This is a genomic window from Trichlorobacter ammonificans, assembly GCF_933509905.1.
GTDB classification, from domain to species: Bacteria; Desulfobacterota; Desulfuromonadia; order Geobacterales; family Pseudopelobacteraceae; genus Trichlorobacter; species Trichlorobacter ammonificans.
The window spans coordinates 2,391,912-2,408,659 of the sequence record NZ_OW150024.1 but is presented as its reverse complement, the minus strand read 5'-3'; the positions used below and the strand labels follow the sequence as shown (position 1 = coordinate 2,408,659).

The following is a 16,748-nucleotide window of genomic DNA, read 5'->3' as shown; positions in this document are numbered from 1 at the left end:
TGCCTAGGCTGCCATTTGAAGGTAGTCTTCCTGAAACGGGGCAAGTTCGAGCTGATAGTCTTTTTGTTCAGGGTTGATAAAGCGTTCTTCTTCGGAATAGCGATACTTGGAGTTGTCAAGGGCAGACAGGTGGATGCCACGGCCAGCAAGCTGACGCTGATGGTGGTACCAGGAGCGCTCAGACTTCTTGAGGAGGTAAACTTCCTTGGCACGTTTGAGACCGTGAACACGGACCAGCTCGATGATGAAGTACTCAGACGGGGAGAGCGCGAATTCGCCTTGCACTTCACCACGGGCGATCAGGGGGATATTGATGTACTTGTTTTTTTCCTGGTTAAAGCGTTCAACCAGTTTCGGGATCATGTGTATGGTTGCCATTTTGTACCTCTGGAAGTAGTCACGCTTGAATTCAACCTCAAAGCGGACCATGGACATGAGTTCGTTAATTTCAGTGGGCGTAAGGGGCTGTAGCTGGTCGGGGGTGTAGGTTTCGGATTCAGTGAGTTCGTTTGCGCAATAACGGTCGGTGTAGATGGTTTTGTGCTTTTTCCGCTCTACGTCTAGAAATTCCTGGCCTTTGTAGTACAGTTTTTTGCCAAGCCAGGAGGAGCGCTGGTATACTGCATAGCCAGTGCGTTCAAGGCGGTTATCGGCGGTAGGGTGACGACTGAACGTGATTTCGAGACAGCGTATGTAGTCGGCAGGTTTACCGTGCTTAAGCAGGAAGTTTTGCGAGAGGTCTACACGGTAAAGCCGAAATCCTTCGGGGTCAAATTCGTACTCAAGTGCACGGGAGAGTGTCAGTATCCACTCGTGAAGTGCGAGCATGTCGGTGGCAATGGTGGTATTGCGGTTGTTGTAGGCGCTGGGGCTTTGCCATTTTTGCAGGCTGAATTCGAAGAAGGCGAGATCACCGATATTCCGTGATTGATCTTCGTTCAAAAAGCTATAAAGTTCATTGACACGGCGTATACTGATCCGAAGGCCGGAATAGTGGGACGGCATGACATCGCCACGGACGATGGATTTCTCCCAAAGGATTTCGCCGTCAGGGGAGAGCTTTTGCAGGCGCTCGGCGCAACCGTCCAAGAGCGCCAGAAGGCGGTTATCCAGAGGATATGCCAGCTTGATAGTGTCAATCAAAACGGTAACTCCCCTTGAGCGGCAGCAACAGGCGAAATCTGACGACGATGGAGACGACCGTCAGGGCCAAGAGTGACGATTGTGCGGCGAGAAGGAGCAGGAGAGTCCGAAGAGGAAGACAGGCGAACGTCAAGGAGATCGTACTTGGTGCCGCAATCAGGACAAACAAGAAACTCGTCGGGATCAGGGTTAAGTGGCAGGACAGCGTAGCACTCGAAGCAATGCACAAGGTAACAGAGTTCCCAACGACGACGAAGGTTGTAGCCGAGGCGATAGACCTTCATGACATCACCACCGGCAGGGAGCAAAACTGCAAAAAGTTGCAGTTAGTCGGGGTGATACTATAACCCCGACTGACCCCCCAAACCGATCCGTCCGGACGGGTGACGCCTGAAGGCGTCAAACCGCCCGGACGGACCAAAAGGCGAACGGCAAAAAGGCGGGGGGAAAGGGCAGGCGGCGCCGGTGAGACATTCTTGTCAACAGGGTCCACAGACGCACGCCGGTCTAGCTCGTGGGGAGCTAGCCGACCGGCGAGGTATGTGGACTTGTTGACAAGGTTCATTGCGATTTCCTCCGGTGTCCAAACAGGAACGGCCCGGCAGGCCAAAACTTCATGGCACGGTCCAGGAGTTCGGAGAGCAGGCGAGACGGGTTGCCGGTGAAGGCCCACAGGGACAGCCAGTCCCATTGCGCCTGAGTCAGGCCAACGGTTTTGAAGATGAGCGGATCAGCCGATTTCGGGCGGCCACGATTTTTGCTACAGCGAAATTCGCCAGATGGCATAGATTGAGACGTCATGGCGGCGACTCCTCAGAAACAGGGGCAGAGGGTGCAAAAGAACGCCTGAGGATACGAAAGCCAGTAATGAGAGCAATGAGACCAGCCGCAAAGGCAACAACAGGCAAACGACGGCAGGCTGAACAGACACCTTTCTTGTCAACGTCAAAAACATAGACAGACTGGCCACACCGACGGCAGCGCCTCATGAAAGCGATCTTAGGCACGAGACACCTTCTGACGCTGACGCTTGAGAACGGCCGAGTTGTGACGCTGAACGGATTCAGGCGTCAGGGGGCTACTCGCAAGCTGACGGTAGTATTCGGTCCGGACTGGTGCGGCCTGAGCATCGAGGGCCGAGCGGATAGCCCGGAGTTCGGAAAGTATGTTGCGAAGAAGTTCGTCCACGGCGACCGCCCAAAGATGATGTGTTAATGCGGGTTATAAAGGAAGATGACAAAATGTCAAGATTAAAAATGACAAAAAGTGATTTCGTGGATGTTGTTTCGCGGTTGAGGGAAGTGTCTGGAGAAAAGAGGGAGATCGTACTGGCGGAAATGCTGGGGTTCACGCAATCGACGTTTGCGCAGAGAAAGAAGAGGAATTCCACGCCGACAGAAGAAGTGTACTGGCTATGCAAAGAGAAGGGATGGGACTTTGATTATGTCATGACGGGTGAAACAGAATGTCATGTTAAGGCAAAAACCCCAACCATCGAAGCGGTGATCCAGATGATGGAAAGCATGGACGCTGACACGCAGGAGGATATTCGCCTTAGCGTTCAGAAAGAGAAACTGCTCAGGGAGCTGATGAAGGAAAAGCAGGAGAAGGAAGCAGCATGAGACGAAGCGAGGATGAAGGAAGCGCAATCGCAAATGCAGCGCTGATGGTTGTATTAATCGTATCGCTGGGAGCGATATTGTACTTTGTTGACATAAAGAGACTAATATTCACAGATGAAGAGTTAGACAGACTGAGAAGACAAGTGCAGCAAACATCAGATAATATAAATAAAATCGAAAGTACAAGTGATAATACCAGAGGCATACAAAAAGAAATAAAAGGCGAAACAGGGGAAGCATTAGAATACAGAAAGCCACAAACAATTATAAAGCAACCATCAACAATAGATAACATAGCGCAGTACAGAGGAGAGAAGGGAAAGCTGTACCAATACATTGACAAGCGCGGAGTAGTGTCGTTTACCGACAATCCGGAGAGCATACCAAGAGACGCGAAATCAGTTGAGGAAAGAGGCGAAGGGAACAAGAACAAAAAGGCAGTGACAAAAGTAGTTATCGATAACGATCACGTGTACGTGCCGGTAAAAATACGAAACGGGGGCGTGATTCACGAACTATGGATGTTGATGGATACCGGAGCAACAGGCGTAACAGTACATTATGACGTAGCGCGACAGATGAACCTCCAGGGCATAGGCAGATCATACGCAGTAGTAGCCGACGGGAGAACGGTTGCAAACCTGCGAAGTGTCGTTGAAGAGCTGTCAGTGGGACCGGCAGCAGTGCACAACTTTGAAATAAGCGTAATGCCGACAGTGATGCCGCAAAAACACCACGGACTACTCGGCATGAGGTTTTTGAAGAACTTCAATTACACGGTAGACCTGAGCAGAAAAGAAATACGCTGGAACTAAAATGAGCGTTTCGCCACATCCGAAATACCCCGGAGTATGGATTATCAGCGTCTATGCCGAGGGAAGGAAAAAGGATCCCAAGACAGGGAAGCCGAGCAACAAGAGGTTGAGGATCCTGCACGAGGGGGATGAGGCCGGTGCCCGGATCTTCGAAGCAGAGATAAAGAAGGGCCACCGGGGGGAATCGCCCAGGCTGCTGGCACCAACACTTGATGAGGCATTGCCGAAGTTCCTGGAGTACTACCGGAATCATGCGTCAAGCACGACGGTAACGGATTTCCTGAGGATATGGCGGCGGCACCTGGGGCCAACCTTTGGGAAGCTGCGCCCCGTCCAGATCACGGCGGCCATGGTGGAGCAGTACAAAACAAAACGGCTGTCTGACAGATACCTGCCAGGGAAACCGGGGCAGGGGCCAGAAGCAGATACGCCGGAGGAGTCGAAAAAGAGAAAGCCGGTAAAAAAGCGGACGATCACGAAGGAGCTGGTGTACCTATCCGCCTTTTGCTCCTGGATGGCACGGCCAGAAATAAACTTGGCAGCGCCACTCCCATTCAAAATCAAGGGATGGGGACAGAAGCACACAGCAGCGCCGATGCCGGTAATTTTAACCAGGCACAACGTAGTGAGAATTCTGAGGAAGGCAGAGCGGCAGTATCGGGCGATTTTCGCAGCAAGCTATTACGCGGGCCTGAGGAGGTCGGAAGTTTTAAATTTGACTTCCAGGGACGTTTTTGTTGATCAGGGGTATATGGTGGTCAGGGGAAAGGGCAATAAGCAGCGTATCGTGCCGATACACCGCAAGCTGAAGGTGTATTTGAGGAAGCGGATAGCTGGCGGCCTACTGTTTCCGAACCCAATGACGGGACAGGCATACGATCATGTGAAAAAAGCGCTATCGAGAGCGGCAACAGCAGCAGGGGTGCCGAATGTGCATCTTCACCTACTGCGGCATGCCTTTGGGACACACAGCATCATGTCAGGGGTTTCCCCAAGGGCGCTGCAGTTGATGCTGGGTCACAGCTCGATCACGACAACGGAGATTTACAGCAGGCTTGCAAATGAGTTCCTGGGATCAGAGATTGAAAAGCTAGGCAGAGGTGCATTGCGCAACGGCAACAAGAGATAAAAACAAGAGATAGCAGGCTTTTGCAATTAAGTGCTTGAAACTTCTAAGCCGTGGGTCAGGGGTTCGAATCCCTTCGGGCGTGCCATTTAAAGGGTCTACGAAAGTAGGCCCTTTTGTTTTGTGGTACATGTTGGTGCATTGGGAGGGTGGGCGAAAATCAGGCCACCACAAGATATAGTGTCCCTGATTCACCTCATAGAAGGAGCGGGGATAGTCATGGGAGCGTGACCTCCCCGGTAAAGGGTGAGTATACGGTTGATCTGAGCAGGAAAGAGATACGCTGGAACTGATCCTATGTCCGATCTTTGGCCAAGCGATAGACAAGATTATTCTCACGCTTGCTGAGAGCAACAACGGTAACTACCAAGCGATTGTCGAAAACCTGGTACACGAGACGAAAACTTGAGCTGCGGAGCTTGATCTTGTAACAATCAGGCATGCCGGAAAGGCGGGCAGATTCTACACGAGGGTTTTCAAGGCGTTCTTCCAGGCGTTTCTTGAACTGTTCCCTGATACTGCTGTCAAGCTTGCGCCATTCCTTAAGCGCGGACTCCTTGAATTCAAGGCTATAACTCATCGAGTTTCACCTTGACCGTTGCTTCAGATTGGCGATCACGGACCAGGCGCATAAGTTCGAGGTCGTCAAGCTGCTCCATGATCAGTTCAAAGGTTTCTGCCGGAAGAAGATAGGCGGTAGGCCGATTGTGATTGAGTATGGCAACAGGTTCACCGTGAGCCTGGCTGATGATGCCGGAAGGATTCTTTTTCAGGTCGCTGATACTAGCTGAAGAGCTTGCATAGATACGTTGCATGGCATCCCCCTTTCGAGTCCTAAATATAGTGCTTTTTTATGGTTGTATCAAGCGAGTTTCGAGGTCGTACCCGTGAGCGTTGCTCCACACCCGAAATATCCTGGATGTATGGGTAGTCCGTGTTTATACCGATGGAAGAAAGAAAGATCTGAAAACCGGGCGTGCCAAAAATCAAGGACTTGCGAAAGCAGATCCTTTTTTGTTTGTAGTGTGCCGGCGAATTGCGCATAGAATGAAAACGGTAACGGTGCCCACTCCCCCATCCATGGTTGATTCAGGAGCAAGTCGAGATGAAGAACAGTGCGAAAACCCTATGGCTGCTGGTTGCGTTTTGCATCATGTCCGGGTGCGCCGCCCAGCGGCCGGTGTTGTATCCCAATGATCGGTACAAGGCTGTCGGCGAAGAGAAAGCGCAGCAGGAGATCGACCACTGCCTGAAGCTGGCCGATGATGCCGGCACCGACGACGACCGGGCAGCCGAGCTGGCCAAGCGGACCGGCACCGCCGTGGTGGTCGGCGGTGCCACCGGCGCCGTGGTGGGGGCCATCACCGGCGCCGTGGGCAGGGGTAGCCTGGTGGGGGCGGCGGCCGGGGGGAGCGTTGCCCTGTTGTCGGGGCTGTTCAAGGCGTCGGAGCCGACGCCGATATACAAGCGCTTTGTCGAGTTCTGCCTGTTCGAGAAAGGGTACCAGCCGATCGGCTGGCGGTAGCAGCCGGAACTTTTGGGAGGGCGGGGGTAGGGTACGGCCCGGGTTATGCTTCGCCTGCCAGGTGATGCGTGTTTTTTTGCCTTGATGGGGACGCAGTTTAGTTCTCAACGAACTCCGTGCTTGCTTAACAACTAAACAACGCCCCCGGCGCTCCTTATGGCCTCTCCTCTTTTACTTCCACACTACAGTGGTGCGCTTTGAACTAGAATCTAACCGGAACAATCGCCTGTTTCCGCAGCAGGCGGGTGACGGCAGGCTTCGGCAGTTTGGCGGCGGCCAAGCGGACATCGCGTTACAGGCGTCGGCAGAGCTCGTCCAGTTGCCGCTCCGCGGCATCATACTCCTCCAGGCTGATGGTCGCCGCCGGTTCCCACCGCCTCACCCGGTAGTAGAGCCGGTCGTAATACTGTTCCACCAGGCCGTGGGCCAGCTCCCGCACATCCCAGGCATCCAGCGCTTGACGCAGGGCCGCGTAACCGGTGCCGTCCAGCTTTTTTCTGATCCGTTCCAGGGCGTCGGCCATGGGGCGGCGGTACTCCTTCCGCGCATACTCGGCAGCCAGTCGGCCGATCCGGGTCTCCACCGATACGTCGCACCAGACCTTGCAGCTTGCCGCCATCACGTCATACAGATTACCCGGCAGGGTGAGCCGGCCGATCCGCTTGCTCTCACCCTCCAGCACAATGGGACGTCCCGGCGTGCAGCGCTGAAATGCCTGCCAGAGCAGGGTTTCAAACCGCTTCTGGCTGGGCTGCGCCCCCAGTCCCAGGGAGCCGAAGGCCGACCCCCGGTGGCGGGCCAGCCCCTCCAGGTCGACGGTGCTCCAGCCGCTGGCTGCCAGGCGCAGCAGAAACTCGGTTTTACCCGAACCGGTCATGCCGTGCAGCACCACCAGCGGCGCCGGTGGTTGGAAATTTTCGAAGCAGGCGTTGACCGCCCCCCGGAACGCCTTGTAGCCGCCGGACAGCTTTACCGCCGGATAGCCGGCCATCTCCAGCAGCAGGGCCACGGACTCGCTGCGCAGCCCCCCCCGCCAGCAGTAGACCAGTGCCGGTCGCCCGGCAGCCAGCTCGGCGATGGTGGCAACAATGGCCGGAAAGCGGTGACAGGTGAGTTGCAGCCCCCGTTCGCGGGCGATCTGCGGCCCCTGCTGCTTGTAGAGGGTGCCGATCTCCACCCGCTCGGCATTGGTGAGGATCGGGACGTTGCAGGCGCCGGGCAGATGGTCCTCGGCGAATTCAAGCGGGGTACGGGCATCGATGATGCAGTGGCTGGCAAGCAGGTCTGGACTGAACGGCACGGAACGGGGCATGGGAACGGTGACTCCGGAGGGGGATGAAATCTTGGATGGCGCCCAGGGGTTCGCCCTTGCCATCACCGGTGTTCGATGATACATATAAACACTGTTTCCCTGTAGTTTGCAAGGGAACACCGCCATGTCGGCATACCGCTACCAGGAGGAAGTCATGGAGAAACGGCAGGTGCATTACAGCGAGTTGGGTCTGGTCAACACCCGGGAGATGTTCGCCAAGGCGATGGCGGGGAAATACGCGATTCCAGCCTACAATTTCAATAATCTGGAGCAGCTCCAGGCCATCGTGGTCGGGTGCGTGGAGACGAATTCGCCGGTGATCATCCAGGTGTCCAAGGGAGCCCGCAGCTACGCCAACGAGACCATGCTGCGCTACATGGCCATGGGGGCCGTGCAGATGGCCCGCGAGCTGGGTTCCACCATCCCGATCTGCCTGCACCTCGACCACGGCGACTCCTTCGAGCTGTGCAAGTCCTGTGTGGACAGCGGCTTCTCCTCGGTGATGATCGACGGCTCCCACCTGCCCTATGATGAGAACGTAGAGCTGTGCTCGCGGGTTGTGGAGTACGCCCACAAGTACGATGTGACGGTGGAGGGGGAGCTGGGGGTGCTGGCCGGTATCGAGGACGAGGTGTCCGCCGAGCATTCCACCTACACCCGGCCGGAAGAGGTGGAGGATTTCGTGAAGAAGACCGGCGTGGACTCCCTGGCCATTTCCATCGGCACCAGCCACGGCGCCTACAAGTTCAAGCCGGGCCAGCCGGTGCCCCCGCTGCGCTTCGATATCCTGGCGGAGTGCGAGAAGCGGATTCCCGGGTTCCCGATCGTGCTGCACGGCGCCTCATCGGTGGTGCAGGAGTACGTTGACCTGATCAACAAAAACGGCGGCAAGCTGGAAGGGGCCGTGGGGGTGCCGGAGGAGCAGCTGCGTCAGGCTGCGGCGTCGGCGGTCTGCAAGATCAACATCGATTCCGACGGCCGTCTGGCGGTTACGGCCAAGGTTCGCGAGTATTTCGGCAAGGACCCCAAGGAGTTCGATCCCCGCAAGTACTTGGGAGAAGCCCGCAAGGAGCTGGTGAAGCTGATCAAGCACAAGAACGAGGCGGTGCTGGGCTCTGCCGGCAAGGCGTAAGCAACCAACGACGCACAGACGAGGTGCAGGATGAGTACACGGAAATTCTCGCGGGTGGGCTTTCATGTCATGGCAACGGTTTCTTCCGGAGGCCGGAGTTTCCAGGGGCGGGTCAGCAATTTGTCGATGAACGGCATGCTGCTGGAAACCGAGGAACAGCTGCCGATGGGGGAAGTGGTGGATATCACCATCAGCCTGCCCGGTACGGAACCGGAAATTACCGTCGCCTTCACCGGCCGGGTCTGTCGCCTGACCGAGGGGGACATCGCCTTCCGCTTCGAGATGATCGACCTCGATTCCTATACTCACCTGCGCAACATCGTCTCCTACAATATGGCCGACGCCGAGAAGGTGATGGATGAAATCTTTGCCGATATCGATGAAAAGATCGCGGCGGGAGCCACGGCCCGGGTCGATGCGCCGGAGCGCCCATGAGCCGTGCCGTCAGCCATAGCAGGAGCTATTCGATTCTCGGCGTCCTGATGGGGCTCGGCGCGCCGGTCGGCTGGATTCTGATCCGGCTGATCTTCTACGCCGAGCCCGATCAGCCGCTCCTCGATCAGGTGTTTTTCGACGTCTTCAAGGATGCCAAGCATCTGACCCTGTACCTGTACATGGGGCTGGGCACTTCCGTGGTGTTGGGAATCACCGGCTTTCTGATCGGCACAAACGGCGACGAACTGCTCTCCCGCGCACGGCAGCTGGACGAGCTGCACCGGGAAGTGGCGGCCCAGAAAGAGCTGTTCGAGAACCGCTTCCTGGTGCTGGATACCAACATCAAGAACTTCCACCATATCAGCAGCCGCATCCAGACCTCGCTCAACCTGGAAGAGGTGCTGATGCTCTGCGCCGAGGGGCTGCACGACGTGCTGGGCTACGAGCGGGTCAATATCCTGATGCTGGCCCAGAACGGCCGGAAGCTCCGTTTCGTCACCGCCAGCGGCAGCGACGCGGAAGCGACCCAGGGGGTCACGCTGCCGGTGGACCAGAGCATCGGGGTCATCTACAAGAGTATTTCGGAAGCCAAGCCCTACCTGATCGACGACATCACCCGCTACGGCAGCGACTACCATCTGCAGCCACCCCACGACCGGATTGAAGCCTTGCGCTCCCGTAACTTCATCATCTGTCCCATGGTGGTCAAGGGAGCGGCCGTGGGGGCCTTCGCCATCGACAACAAGCGTTCCCGCCGTCCGCTGAACGAATCCGACCTGGACACCATTATGCTCTTTGCCGACCAGGTGTCCAACGCCATCACCCGCATCAACCTGCTCACCTCCATCGACACCCTGACCAGCGAGCTGGAAAGCTCCTTCTCCTTCCTGCTCAGCCACCGCGCCCAGTATTCCCGCAACGAGATCGCCTTGGGGGAGAGCATCGAATCGGTGGCGGACGGCGCTGCCGTGATCGCCTCGGCGGCAGAGGGGGCCATGGCGTCGGTGGACGAGACCAGCACCGCGGTCAACGAGATATCGGTGGCCATTGAAGAGGTCTCCCGCAACCTGGACACCCTGGCCGGTATCGTGCACCAGGCGGCTTCGGCCATGGAGGAAATCGCCTCCACCATCACCAGCGTGGAGCGGAGCGCCGCCATGTCCCACGAGGTGTCCAGCCAGGTACAGAATCAGACCGGCGAGGGACGTCGTGCGGTCAACGATACCATCGGCTTTCTGGCGGATATCCAGCATTCGGTGGAGGAGTCCTACGCCGGCATCACCCGGCTGGCGGAAAAAAGCGGCCGCATCGAGAACATCGTCAGCGTGATCAACGACATCACCAAGCGGACCAACCTGCTGGCCTTAAACGCTTCCATCATCGCCGCCCAGGCCGGCGAGTACGGCCGGAGCTTCGGCGTGGTGGCGGATGAAATCCGCAACCTGTCGCTGCAGACCGGTCACTCCACCGGCGAGATCACCGGCATCATCGATGAAATCATGTTCGAATCCCGCCAGGCCGCCGACCGGATCACCTCCACCAAGGGGCTGGTCAGCCGCGGGGTGGAGCTGGGCCATGCCATGGGGGAAACGCTGCAGTCCATCTACGACCGTTCCGTCTGTTCCATGGAGATGACCCAGGAAATCAAGCAGGCCACCGAGGAACAGTCCACCAGCGTGCAGTTGGTGGCCCGCTCCATGGAAGATATCAGCAGCATGACCTCCCAGATCTTCAACGCCTCCAAGGATCAGGCCAAGGCCACCCGCAGTATCGCCCGCGCCATCGAGACCATCAAGGAGATGGCCCACGAAATGGTGCGCTCAACCTCCTCGCAGGTGGACGATACCCAGCGTATCCGTCGGACGGTTGAGTCGGTGAACGCCATGGTTGCCGAGATGTTCGACAACATGGAGGCCCGTCGCGCCCAGGGTGCGGAGGTGATCAAGGAGCTGGAGTCGATGAAAAGCACCACCTGCCAGTTGTGACCCCCGCAGACCGTCGTGATCAGCATTGTTTTCGCCGATGACCATACCATGCTGCGCCAGGGGCTGCGGCTGCTGCTGGAGCGTGACCCCGACATCAGTATCGTCGGCGAATGCGGCCGCGGCGACGACGCCCTGGAACTGATCCGCCGCAACCGCCCCGACGTTGCGCTGTTGGACATTGCCATGCCGGGCGACGACGGCATCAGCGTTGCCGGCAAAATCGCCCGTGACGGCCTGCCTACCGCCGTGATAATCCTGACCACCCATGACGATCCTCAGATGATGCAGCGGGCGTCGATTGCGGGGGTTCGCGGCTATGTCCTGAAAGACCGCGCCTTTGAAATGCTGCTGGACATCATCCGGCAGGTTGCGGCCGGTGCCGCGCTGCTGAAGGACTACCTGCCGGACCATCCCGTGGGCCCCCTGGAGCCGATCACCGAGCGGGAGCGGGAAGTCCTGCTCTTGATCTCCCTGGGGCTGACCAACCGCCTGATCGCCCAGCAACTGGGCATCAGCATCAAGACCGTGGACACTCACCGCACCAACCTGATGCGCAAGCTTGACCTGCATTCCACCGCCGAACTGGTCCGCCATGCCTACCGGACCGGCCTGCTTTCCTCCGCACCCGGCAGCAGCCAGCCCTGACTTTTCGCCCGTTTTTCTACCTCCCGCCCGTTCCCAGCGTCTGTCCGATTGCACCGGACAGGTCCTGACGTGCCGATTCCGCCTAGGGTTTTTACCCGATTGTGTCCGGCCGCGCCCAGGTGATAGGAAGGTACACAGGGGTAAGAGACAAAGATAGTCCCGTATCTCCTCTTCCGTTCTCCCTGGCGGACATACGGGCTGGGACGGCGTCGAGGCGATGCGCACGATCAGGCGGGAGGAGGAAGCCACCGGCGGACATATCCCGGTTGTCGTGCTGACGGCCGATATCATGCGCCATGCGCAGGCCGACATGCTGGCGGCAGGATGTGACGGCTACCTGAAAAATCCGGTGCAGCGTCGCACCCTGGCAGAGGAAATCCGGCGCGTTGTTGGCTAACTGCGGTCTGCTGTTGTTATTTTCGCAGGTTGTGATACAAAAAGGGGCGGTTTGCATTCTCGTACCCGTTGTGAGGAACTGCCCATGTTCATGCGTATCAAGACCTCGTTCAAGCTGGGGGCCGCCGGCGTGACCCTGATCATGCTGGTGCTGATCGGCGTCGTGTTGGGAGCCGACCACTATTTCAGCGGTTCGCTGCGTACGGTGCTGCATCAGGATGTGGCAACCCTTGAGCTTATGCATGAGCTGTACGCGGCAAGCATCCGCACGGAGCAGGCGGCACGCCGCCTGCTGCAGGAACCGGACGGCCGGACGACCACGACGGCGGCCGAAACGGCCCGTCAGGGGTTGGAGGACCTGCTGAACCGCCTGGGGAAATTCGACGAGCCGGAGATGGCGGCCCTGAAGAAGAACCTGGACGGATTCTGGGGCGCAAGTGCCGCCGCCATGACGCAGGCTGTGAAATACCGCCAGGAAGGACGAGGCGCTGAAGCGGCCGAGCTGCTCAGGACATCGGTGCTGCCGGGGCTGCTGCAGGTGCAGGAGAGCGCCCAGAAACAGCTGGCCAGGGAAAAGACCCACCTGGAGAAACGCACCGCCGCCACCCTGAAGACGGTCAGAACCGGCATGCATGTGGTGGGGGCCTTCATTACGCTGATTGCGCTGGGCTTTCTGGTCCTGTTCTATGTTTCATCCCGCATGATCGTCACCCCCCTGGATGCCATGATTGCGGTTGCCGACGATCTGGCCCACGGCGACGGCGACCTGACCAAGCGGCTGAATATTCAGCGGGCCGACGAGATCGGCGACGCCGCCAATTTCATCGACAGTTTCATCGCCAAGGTACAGCAGAGTGTCATCACTGCCAAGGAAACGGCCATGGAAACCGCCGTGGCCAGCCAGGAACTCTCCCACATCGCCGCCAACCTGAGCAGCACGGTGCAGCAGCAGCACGTTATCGTGGAGGAAAGCGACGCCCTGACCCAGGAGGTGGCCCGGAACCTCGATCTGACCGAGGAAATGGCCATCAATACCACCGAGACCATCGAAGCCACCCGCGACATGATGCAGCGCTTCGTTGATGACTTGAACGCCGCTGCCGGCGTGATCATCGGCGAAGCGGACAACCAGCGTGAACTTGCCACCCGGATGCAGCAACTGGCCACCAACGCCGGAACGATCCGGGAGGTGCTGGAGATCATCTCCGACATCGCCGACCAGACCAACCTGCTGGCGTTGAATGCCTCCATCGAGGCGGCCCGGGCCGGTGAAATGGGGCGGGGGTTTGCCGTGGTGGCCGACGAGGTGCGGCAGCTGGCTGCCAAGACCCAGAGTTCCCTTTCCCAGATCAACCAGAGCGTCACCGGTGTGGTGGCCGGCGTGGAGAAGCTTTACGGGGAAAGCGAGGAAAGTTCCCGGCGGATGCTGGGAATTTCGGAGTCGACCCGCGGGCTGGTCAGTGCCGCCGACGAGTCCGGCAACCGTCTGGCCGGTGCGGTGACCATCTCCTCCGACCTGGTGAAGAAGAGCACCTTCATCGCCACCCGTACCAAGCAGCTGATGGACCAGATGGAGAAGATGACCAGGATCGCCGACCAGAACCGGGCGGTGGCCGGTGAGGTGGAGGAGGTGTCGGCCTCCATGGCCAAAAAATCCGAGAATCTGCGGGACACCCTGGGCCGTTTCCGGTGCTGATCCGTGCCTGAGTGGGGATTGCGGGAGTATACCGAGGGACTGTCCGTGCTCTACGTCGAGGACGACCTGGTGGGGCGGGCCATCATCGAGAAGATGCTGGAGCCGCTCTTCCCGGTGCGCTACGGCGCCGTCAACGGCGAGGATGGGCTGCGACTGTTCGAGGAGCATCGCCCCTCCATCGTGGTGACCGACCTGATGATGCCGGTGATGGACGGCATCGAGATGCTGCGCAAGATTCGCGCCCTGGACCAGAAGACGCCGGTGGTGCTGATGACCGCCTCCCTGGAACATGTGCATCTGGTGGAGGCGATCAACCTCGGCGTCTCGAAGTTTCTTGCCAAGCCGCTGATGTACGATCTGGTGCAGCGGGCGCTGCTGGCCGTGGCCCGCGAGCTGTCCCTGGAACGGATGGCCCGGGAGGCGCGTCGTAAAGAGGTTGAACTGCTTCGCTACCGCGATCGCTACCACTCCCGCCAAGAGGAGCTGGCCCGCCGCAAAGAACAGCATATCGTCCTGAACACCATGGAAGACCTGTTTCTTCCCAACCGTGACGGCAGCGGCTGGGCGGTGGATCTGGCCCACCGTCCCAAGGATATCATGTCCGGGGACAGCTTTTCCGTCCGCCGTACCGACGGGGGGCGGCTGCTCTTCTTCCTGGCCGACGCCATGGGGCACGGCCTCTCCGCCTCGGTTACCTCCATGCTGGCCACCTCCTTTTTTAACCATTCCGTGGACGGGTGTACCTGCGCGCCGCTCTGCTTTGACGACCTGGTGCAGCACACGGTCCGCTACGCCGGGCGTAACCTGCTGGAAGACGAGGTCTTCAGTTGCGTCATGCTCGTGCTGGATCCGTTGGGCGAAACGCTACGGATCGCCTCCTGCGGCATGCCGCCGCTCCATCTGGTGCGCCACGGCGCGCCGGAACGGGTGCGGGGTAACAACCCGCCGCTGACCGCCTTCACCGGGCAGGTTCAGATTCAGGAGCTTTCTCTGGCCGGGGTGAGCGATCTGCTCCTGGCCACCGACGGCCTGGGGGATGCACCGATGACGGCGGGCGGAGCCTACTGCAGCCGCCTGCCGGAGGATTTGCTGGCCAGCGGTGCGGCGCGGGACCTCTTCGATCGCTTTCAGGGGCATTGCAATCCCGATGACGACGATGACGACGTCACCCTGATCCGTGTGATGCGCAGCAGCGGTTGTGCCGCCCCTGCCGTCCGTTCGTTTTCCGCGGCCGGCACGCTCTCCGGCATTGCCGCTCTGCAGCGCCAGGTGCGGGAATCCCTGGAGGCGGCCGGTGCCGTCGGCGAACGGCTGGAGTGCTTGGACCTGGCCCTGGGGGAGGCGCTGATGAACGCCTTTGAGCACGGCTGCCTGCGGATGGGAACCGACAAACGGCGCCTGCTGCTGGCCGGCGAGTACGACGATCTGATCATGGCGGCTCAGCCGCGGCCGGGGGAGGAGATCGTGGTGGCGGTCGCCCTGGTGGAGCGGGGTGAGCGGTTGCAGGTCTGGATCGACGTGCGCGATCCCGGACCCGGCATGGAGGAACGACAGCTTGTCCTGGGAACATCCCGTACCGCACCAAACGGTCGGGGATTCGCGCTCATGAAGCGCTCGGTGGATCTGCTGCGGCGCAGTCCGCAGGGAAACCGGATACTACTCATGCAGATGCTTGACAGGGAGGATGTATGATGACGATCGAACAGAAAAGCTCGACGGAACTGGTCATCGGCGGGATCATCAAGACCATCGACGACAGCATGGCCCTGCGGGAAGCGGTGCAGGGACTGGTTGACGGGGGAGCCACCTCGGTCCTGTTGCGGATTCCCGACTCCTTCGCCATGCCGTCGGCCGTGATCGGGTATATGATGAAGCTGGTGAACCGGGACAAGGTGCATCTGACCATCATTGCCGGCGACCAGCGGCTGCGGGAGCTTCTGGACGAACTGCAGCTGACCGAGCAGTTCGGCGTCAGGAAGGGGTAGGCGACGACGCTCCGCGCGTCGTCAGCAGGTCGGCCGGGATGCCGGGGGGGCGGGGGGATCGTGCTGTATGGCATGCTGCCCCGTCCCTGCCATGGTGTATTCCCCCGACAGGCATCCGTCGGTTACTTCAGCGGATAGTCCGACATCCGCACGAAGCGGAATCCCCGTTTCCGCAACTCCGGCACCGCCGCCATGATGCCCGGGCCGGTGCCGGCCTCCGGATGGTTCATGTGGGCGATGATGATATCCCCCGGCCGTGCGGAGAGCAGGGCCGCCTTGACCTTGTCGGCCGGCAGGGTCGCTCCCGCATCCCCCAGTACCGAGAAGCCGGCCACCTCGTGTCCCAGCTCGTTGCTGATCTTCACCGCCACCTCGTCGTAGTAGGCGGTGCCGGAACGGTAAAGCCGGGGACGCGTGCCGGTGATGGCCTGGATTTTCCGGGCATTCAGCTCGATCTCCCGTACCAGTTCCCCAACATCCTTCGTGCCGTCGATGCCGTAGACGGAACGGCCGTTCACCGAGGCCGGCCGGTGGCGGTAGCCGTGGTTGGCGATCTCGAACAGCGGCTGGGCGGCCAGCTCCCGGAACAGCTCGGGATTTGCCTCCAGCCAGCGGTCGTTGATGAAAAGTGTGGCAGGAATCTGCTCACGCACCAGGAAGTCCACCAGGGCGCGGTCAACCCCCTTGCCCTTTGGCGAACCGCAGGCATCCAGGGTCAGGGCCAGGACCCGTTCGGTGGTGGCCAGCCGGGTGCGGACGCCGGGGACATTCTCACCCCACTGGGTCGGCGTCATGCCGGCATAGGTTGCGGCGACACGGGCGGCCAGACGGTCGATATCCTCGGCGGGATCGGCGGCCCGGACGGGGGCGGGAAGAGCGGCGAGCAGCAGCAGAGCCGCCAGGACGGTGACGCGACGAAGCATGGGGCCTC

General features: G+C 59.4%; 19 protein-coding genes. 13 read left to right on the top strand and 6 right to left on the bottom strand.

Features of this window, described 5'->3' with window-relative positions:
- Window positions 1-3: 3 nt before the first annotated feature.
- Complete coding sequence (locus RAK07_RS10965; protein WP_305732873.1) at window positions 4-1,143, bottom strand: hypothetical protein; 1,140 nt, start codon at window positions 1,141-1,143, stop codon at window positions 4-6.
- A 14-nt stretch (window positions 1,144-1,157) separates the two neighbouring features.
- Between RAK07_RS10965 and RAK07_RS10960 the strand changes: the two genes are divergently transcribed.
- Complete coding sequence (locus tag RAK07_RS10960) at window positions 1,158-1,490, top strand: hypothetical protein (protein WP_305732872.1); 333 nt, start codon at window positions 1,158-1,160, stop codon at window positions 1,488-1,490.
- A 214-nt stretch (window positions 1,491-1,704) separates the two neighbouring features.
- Here RAK07_RS10960 and RAK07_RS10955 read toward each other — a convergent pair whose 3' ends face one another.
- A complete protein-coding gene (locus tag RAK07_RS10955) occupies window positions 1,705-1,944 on the bottom strand; it encodes a hypothetical protein (protein WP_305732871.1) in 240 nt (79 codons plus the stop codon).
- 440 nt (window positions 1,945-2,384) lie between these two features.
- Here RAK07_RS10955 and RAK07_RS10950 point away from each other — a divergent pair, with 440 nt between their 5' ends.
- The 3 genes from RAK07_RS10950 to RAK07_RS10940 are packed head-to-tail and all read left to right on the top strand — an operon-like array spanning window position 2,385 to window position 4,709.
- On the top strand, window positions 2,385-2,765 hold the full coding sequence (locus RAK07_RS10950) for a helix-turn-helix domain-containing protein (protein WP_305732870.1): 381 nt from the start codon (window positions 2,385-2,387) through the stop codon (window positions 2,763-2,765).
- Complete coding sequence (locus RAK07_RS10945; protein WP_305732869.1) at window positions 2,762-3,580, top strand: retropepsin-like aspartic protease family protein; 819 nt, start codon at window positions 2,762-2,764, stop codon at window positions 3,578-3,580. Before RAK07_RS10950 ends, RAK07_RS10945 begins: the two co-directional genes overlap by 4 nt.
- 1 nt (window position 3,581) lies before the next feature.
- Window positions 3,582-4,709 (top strand): tyrosine-type recombinase/integrase, encoded by a 1,128-nt coding sequence (locus tag RAK07_RS10940; protein WP_305732868.1) that lies wholly within the window; start codon window positions 3,582-3,584, stop codon window positions 4,707-4,709.
- Window positions 4,710-5,001: 292 nt separating this feature from the next.
- Here the strand turns inward: RAK07_RS10940 and RAK07_RS10935 are convergent, their stop codons facing one another.
- Window positions 5,002-5,286: a type II toxin-antitoxin system RelE family toxin gene (locus tag RAK07_RS10935; RefSeq protein ID WP_305732867.1), complete on the bottom strand. Its 285-nt coding sequence runs from the start codon at window positions 5,284-5,286 to the stop codon at window positions 5,002-5,004.
- Window positions 5,276-5,521, bottom strand: a complete 246-nt coding sequence (locus RAK07_RS10930) for a type II toxin-antitoxin system Phd/YefM family antitoxin (RefSeq protein WP_305732866.1) — start codon at window positions 5,519-5,521, stop codon at window positions 5,276-5,278. Before RAK07_RS10930 ends, RAK07_RS10935 begins: the two co-directional genes overlap by 11 nt.
- Before the next feature lie 290 nt (window positions 5,522-5,811).
- Here RAK07_RS10930 and RAK07_RS10925 point away from each other — a divergent pair, with 290 nt between their 5' ends.
- On the top strand, window positions 5,812-6,231 hold the full coding sequence (locus tag RAK07_RS10925; RefSeq protein WP_305732865.1) for a glycine zipper family protein: 420 nt from the start codon (window positions 5,812-5,814) through the stop codon (window positions 6,229-6,231).
- A gap of 292 nt (window positions 6,232-6,523) precedes the next feature.
- Here the strand turns inward: RAK07_RS10925 and mnmH are convergent, their stop codons facing one another.
- Window positions 6,524-7,543: a tRNA 2-selenouridine(34) synthase MnmH gene (mnmH, locus tag RAK07_RS10920; RefSeq protein WP_305732864.1), complete on the bottom strand. Its 1,020-nt coding sequence runs from the start codon at window positions 7,541-7,543 to the stop codon at window positions 6,524-6,526.
- A 124-nt stretch (window positions 7,544-7,667) separates the two neighbouring features.
- Between mnmH and RAK07_RS10915 the strand changes: the two genes are divergently transcribed.
- The 8 genes from RAK07_RS10915 to RAK07_RS10880 all read left to right on the top strand — a co-directional run bounded on the left by RAK07_RS10915 (window position 7,668) and on the right by RAK07_RS10880 (window position 15,817).
- Entirely contained in the window at window positions 7,668-8,675 is a 1,008-nt protein-coding gene (locus RAK07_RS10915; RefSeq protein ID WP_305732863.1) for a class II fructose-bisphosphate aldolase, read from the top strand.
- A 30-nt stretch (window positions 8,676-8,705) separates the two neighbouring features.
- Window positions 8,706-9,110: a PilZ domain-containing protein gene (locus RAK07_RS10910; protein ID WP_305732862.1), complete on the top strand. Its 405-nt coding sequence runs from the start codon at window positions 8,706-8,708 to the stop codon at window positions 9,108-9,110.
- Complete coding sequence (locus tag RAK07_RS10905; RefSeq protein WP_305732861.1) at window positions 9,107-11,095, top strand: methyl-accepting chemotaxis protein; 1,989 nt, start codon at window positions 9,107-9,109, stop codon at window positions 11,093-11,095. Before RAK07_RS10910 ends, RAK07_RS10905 begins: the two co-directional genes overlap by 4 nt.
- Before the next feature lie 15 nt (window positions 11,096-11,110).
- The gene (locus RAK07_RS10900; protein WP_305732860.1) at window positions 11,111-11,740 is read left to right on the top strand and encodes a response regulator; all 630 of its coding nucleotides are present in this window, start codon (window positions 11,111-11,113) and stop codon (window positions 11,738-11,740) included.
- 217 nt (window positions 11,741-11,957) lie between these two features.
- Window positions 11,958-12,137, top strand: coding sequence for a response regulator (locus RAK07_RS10895; RefSeq protein ID WP_305732859.1), 180 nt, complete (start codon window positions 11,958-11,960; stop codon window positions 12,135-12,137).
- A gap of 84 nt (window positions 12,138-12,221) precedes the next feature.
- Window positions 12,222-13,832: a methyl-accepting chemotaxis protein gene (locus tag RAK07_RS10890; RefSeq protein WP_305732858.1), complete on the top strand. Its 1,611-nt coding sequence runs from the start codon at window positions 12,222-12,224 to the stop codon at window positions 13,830-13,832.
- Window positions 13,833-13,835: 3 nt separating this feature from the next.
- Window positions 13,836-15,524, top strand: a complete 1,689-nt coding sequence (locus RAK07_RS10885; protein ID WP_305732857.1) for a SpoIIE family protein phosphatase — start codon at window positions 13,836-13,838, stop codon at window positions 15,522-15,524.
- Window positions 15,521-15,817 carry a hypothetical protein gene (locus RAK07_RS10880; protein WP_305732856.1) on the top strand — a complete coding sequence of 99 codons (297 nt, stop codon included), beginning with the start codon at window positions 15,521-15,523 and terminating at the stop codon, window positions 15,815-15,817. The genes RAK07_RS10885 and RAK07_RS10880 overlap by 4 nt, the downstream gene beginning before the upstream one ends.
- 122 nt (window positions 15,818-15,939) lie before the next feature.
- Here the strand turns inward: RAK07_RS10880 and RAK07_RS10875 are convergent, their stop codons facing one another.
- A complete protein-coding gene (locus tag RAK07_RS10875; RefSeq protein ID WP_305732855.1) occupies window positions 15,940-16,740 on the bottom strand; it encodes a polysaccharide deacetylase family protein in 801 nt (266 codons plus the stop codon).
- Window positions 16,741-16,748: the final 8 nt, after the last annotated feature.

What these genes read in the sequence shown, in the direction of transcription:
- RAK07_RS10955 (WP_305732871.1), bottom strand. Translation starts at nt 1,944, where the DNA reads ATGACGTCTCAATCTATGCCATCTGGCGAATTTCGCTGTAGCAAAAAT.
- RAK07_RS10950 (WP_305732870.1), top strand. Translation starts at nt 2,385, where the DNA reads ATGTCAAGATTAAAAATGACAAAAAGTGATTTCGTGGATGTTGTTTCG.
- RAK07_RS10945 (WP_305732869.1), top strand. Translation starts at nt 2,762, where the DNA reads ATGAGACGAAGCGAGGATGAAGGAAGCGCAATCGCAAATGCAGCGCTG.
- RAK07_RS10940 (WP_305732868.1), top strand. Translation starts at nt 3,582, where the DNA reads ATGAGCGTTTCGCCACATCCGAAATACCCCGGAGTATGGATTATCAGC.
- RAK07_RS10935 (WP_305732867.1), bottom strand. Translation starts at nt 5,286, where the DNA reads ATGAGTTATAGCCTTGAATTCAAGGAGTCCGCGCTTAAGGAATGGCGC.
- RAK07_RS10930 (WP_305732866.1), bottom strand. Translation starts at nt 5,521, where the DNA reads ATGCAACGTATCTATGCAAGCTCTTCAGCTAGTATCAGCGACCTGAAA.
- RAK07_RS10925 (WP_305732865.1), top strand. Translation starts at nt 5,812, where the DNA reads ATGAAGAACAGTGCGAAAACCCTATGGCTGCTGGTTGCGTTTTGCATC.
- mnmH (WP_305732864.1), bottom strand. Translation starts at nt 7,543, where the DNA reads ATGCCCCGTTCCGTGCCGTTCAGTCCAGACCTGCTTGCCAGCCACTGC.
- RAK07_RS10915 (WP_305732863.1), top strand. Translation starts at nt 7,668, where the DNA reads ATGTCGGCATACCGCTACCAGGAGGAAGTCATGGAGAAACGGCAGGTG.
- RAK07_RS10910 (WP_305732862.1), top strand. Translation starts at nt 8,706, where the DNA reads ATGAGTACACGGAAATTCTCGCGGGTGGGCTTTCATGTCATGGCAACG.
- RAK07_RS10905 (WP_305732861.1), top strand. Translation starts at nt 9,107, where the DNA reads ATGAGCCGTGCCGTCAGCCATAGCAGGAGCTATTCGATTCTCGGCGTC.
- RAK07_RS10895 (WP_305732859.1), top strand. Translation starts at nt 11,958, where the DNA reads ATGCGCACGATCAGGCGGGAGGAGGAAGCCACCGGCGGACATATCCCG.
- RAK07_RS10890 (WP_305732858.1), top strand. Translation starts at nt 12,222, where the DNA reads ATGTTCATGCGTATCAAGACCTCGTTCAAGCTGGGGGCCGCCGGCGTG.
- RAK07_RS10880 (WP_305732856.1), top strand. Translation starts at nt 15,521, where the DNA reads ATGATGACGATCGAACAGAAAAGCTCGACGGAACTGGTCATCGGCGGG.
- RAK07_RS10875 (WP_305732855.1), bottom strand. Translation starts at nt 16,740, where the DNA reads ATGCTTCGTCGCGTCACCGTCCTGGCGGCTCTGCTGCTGCTCGCCGCT.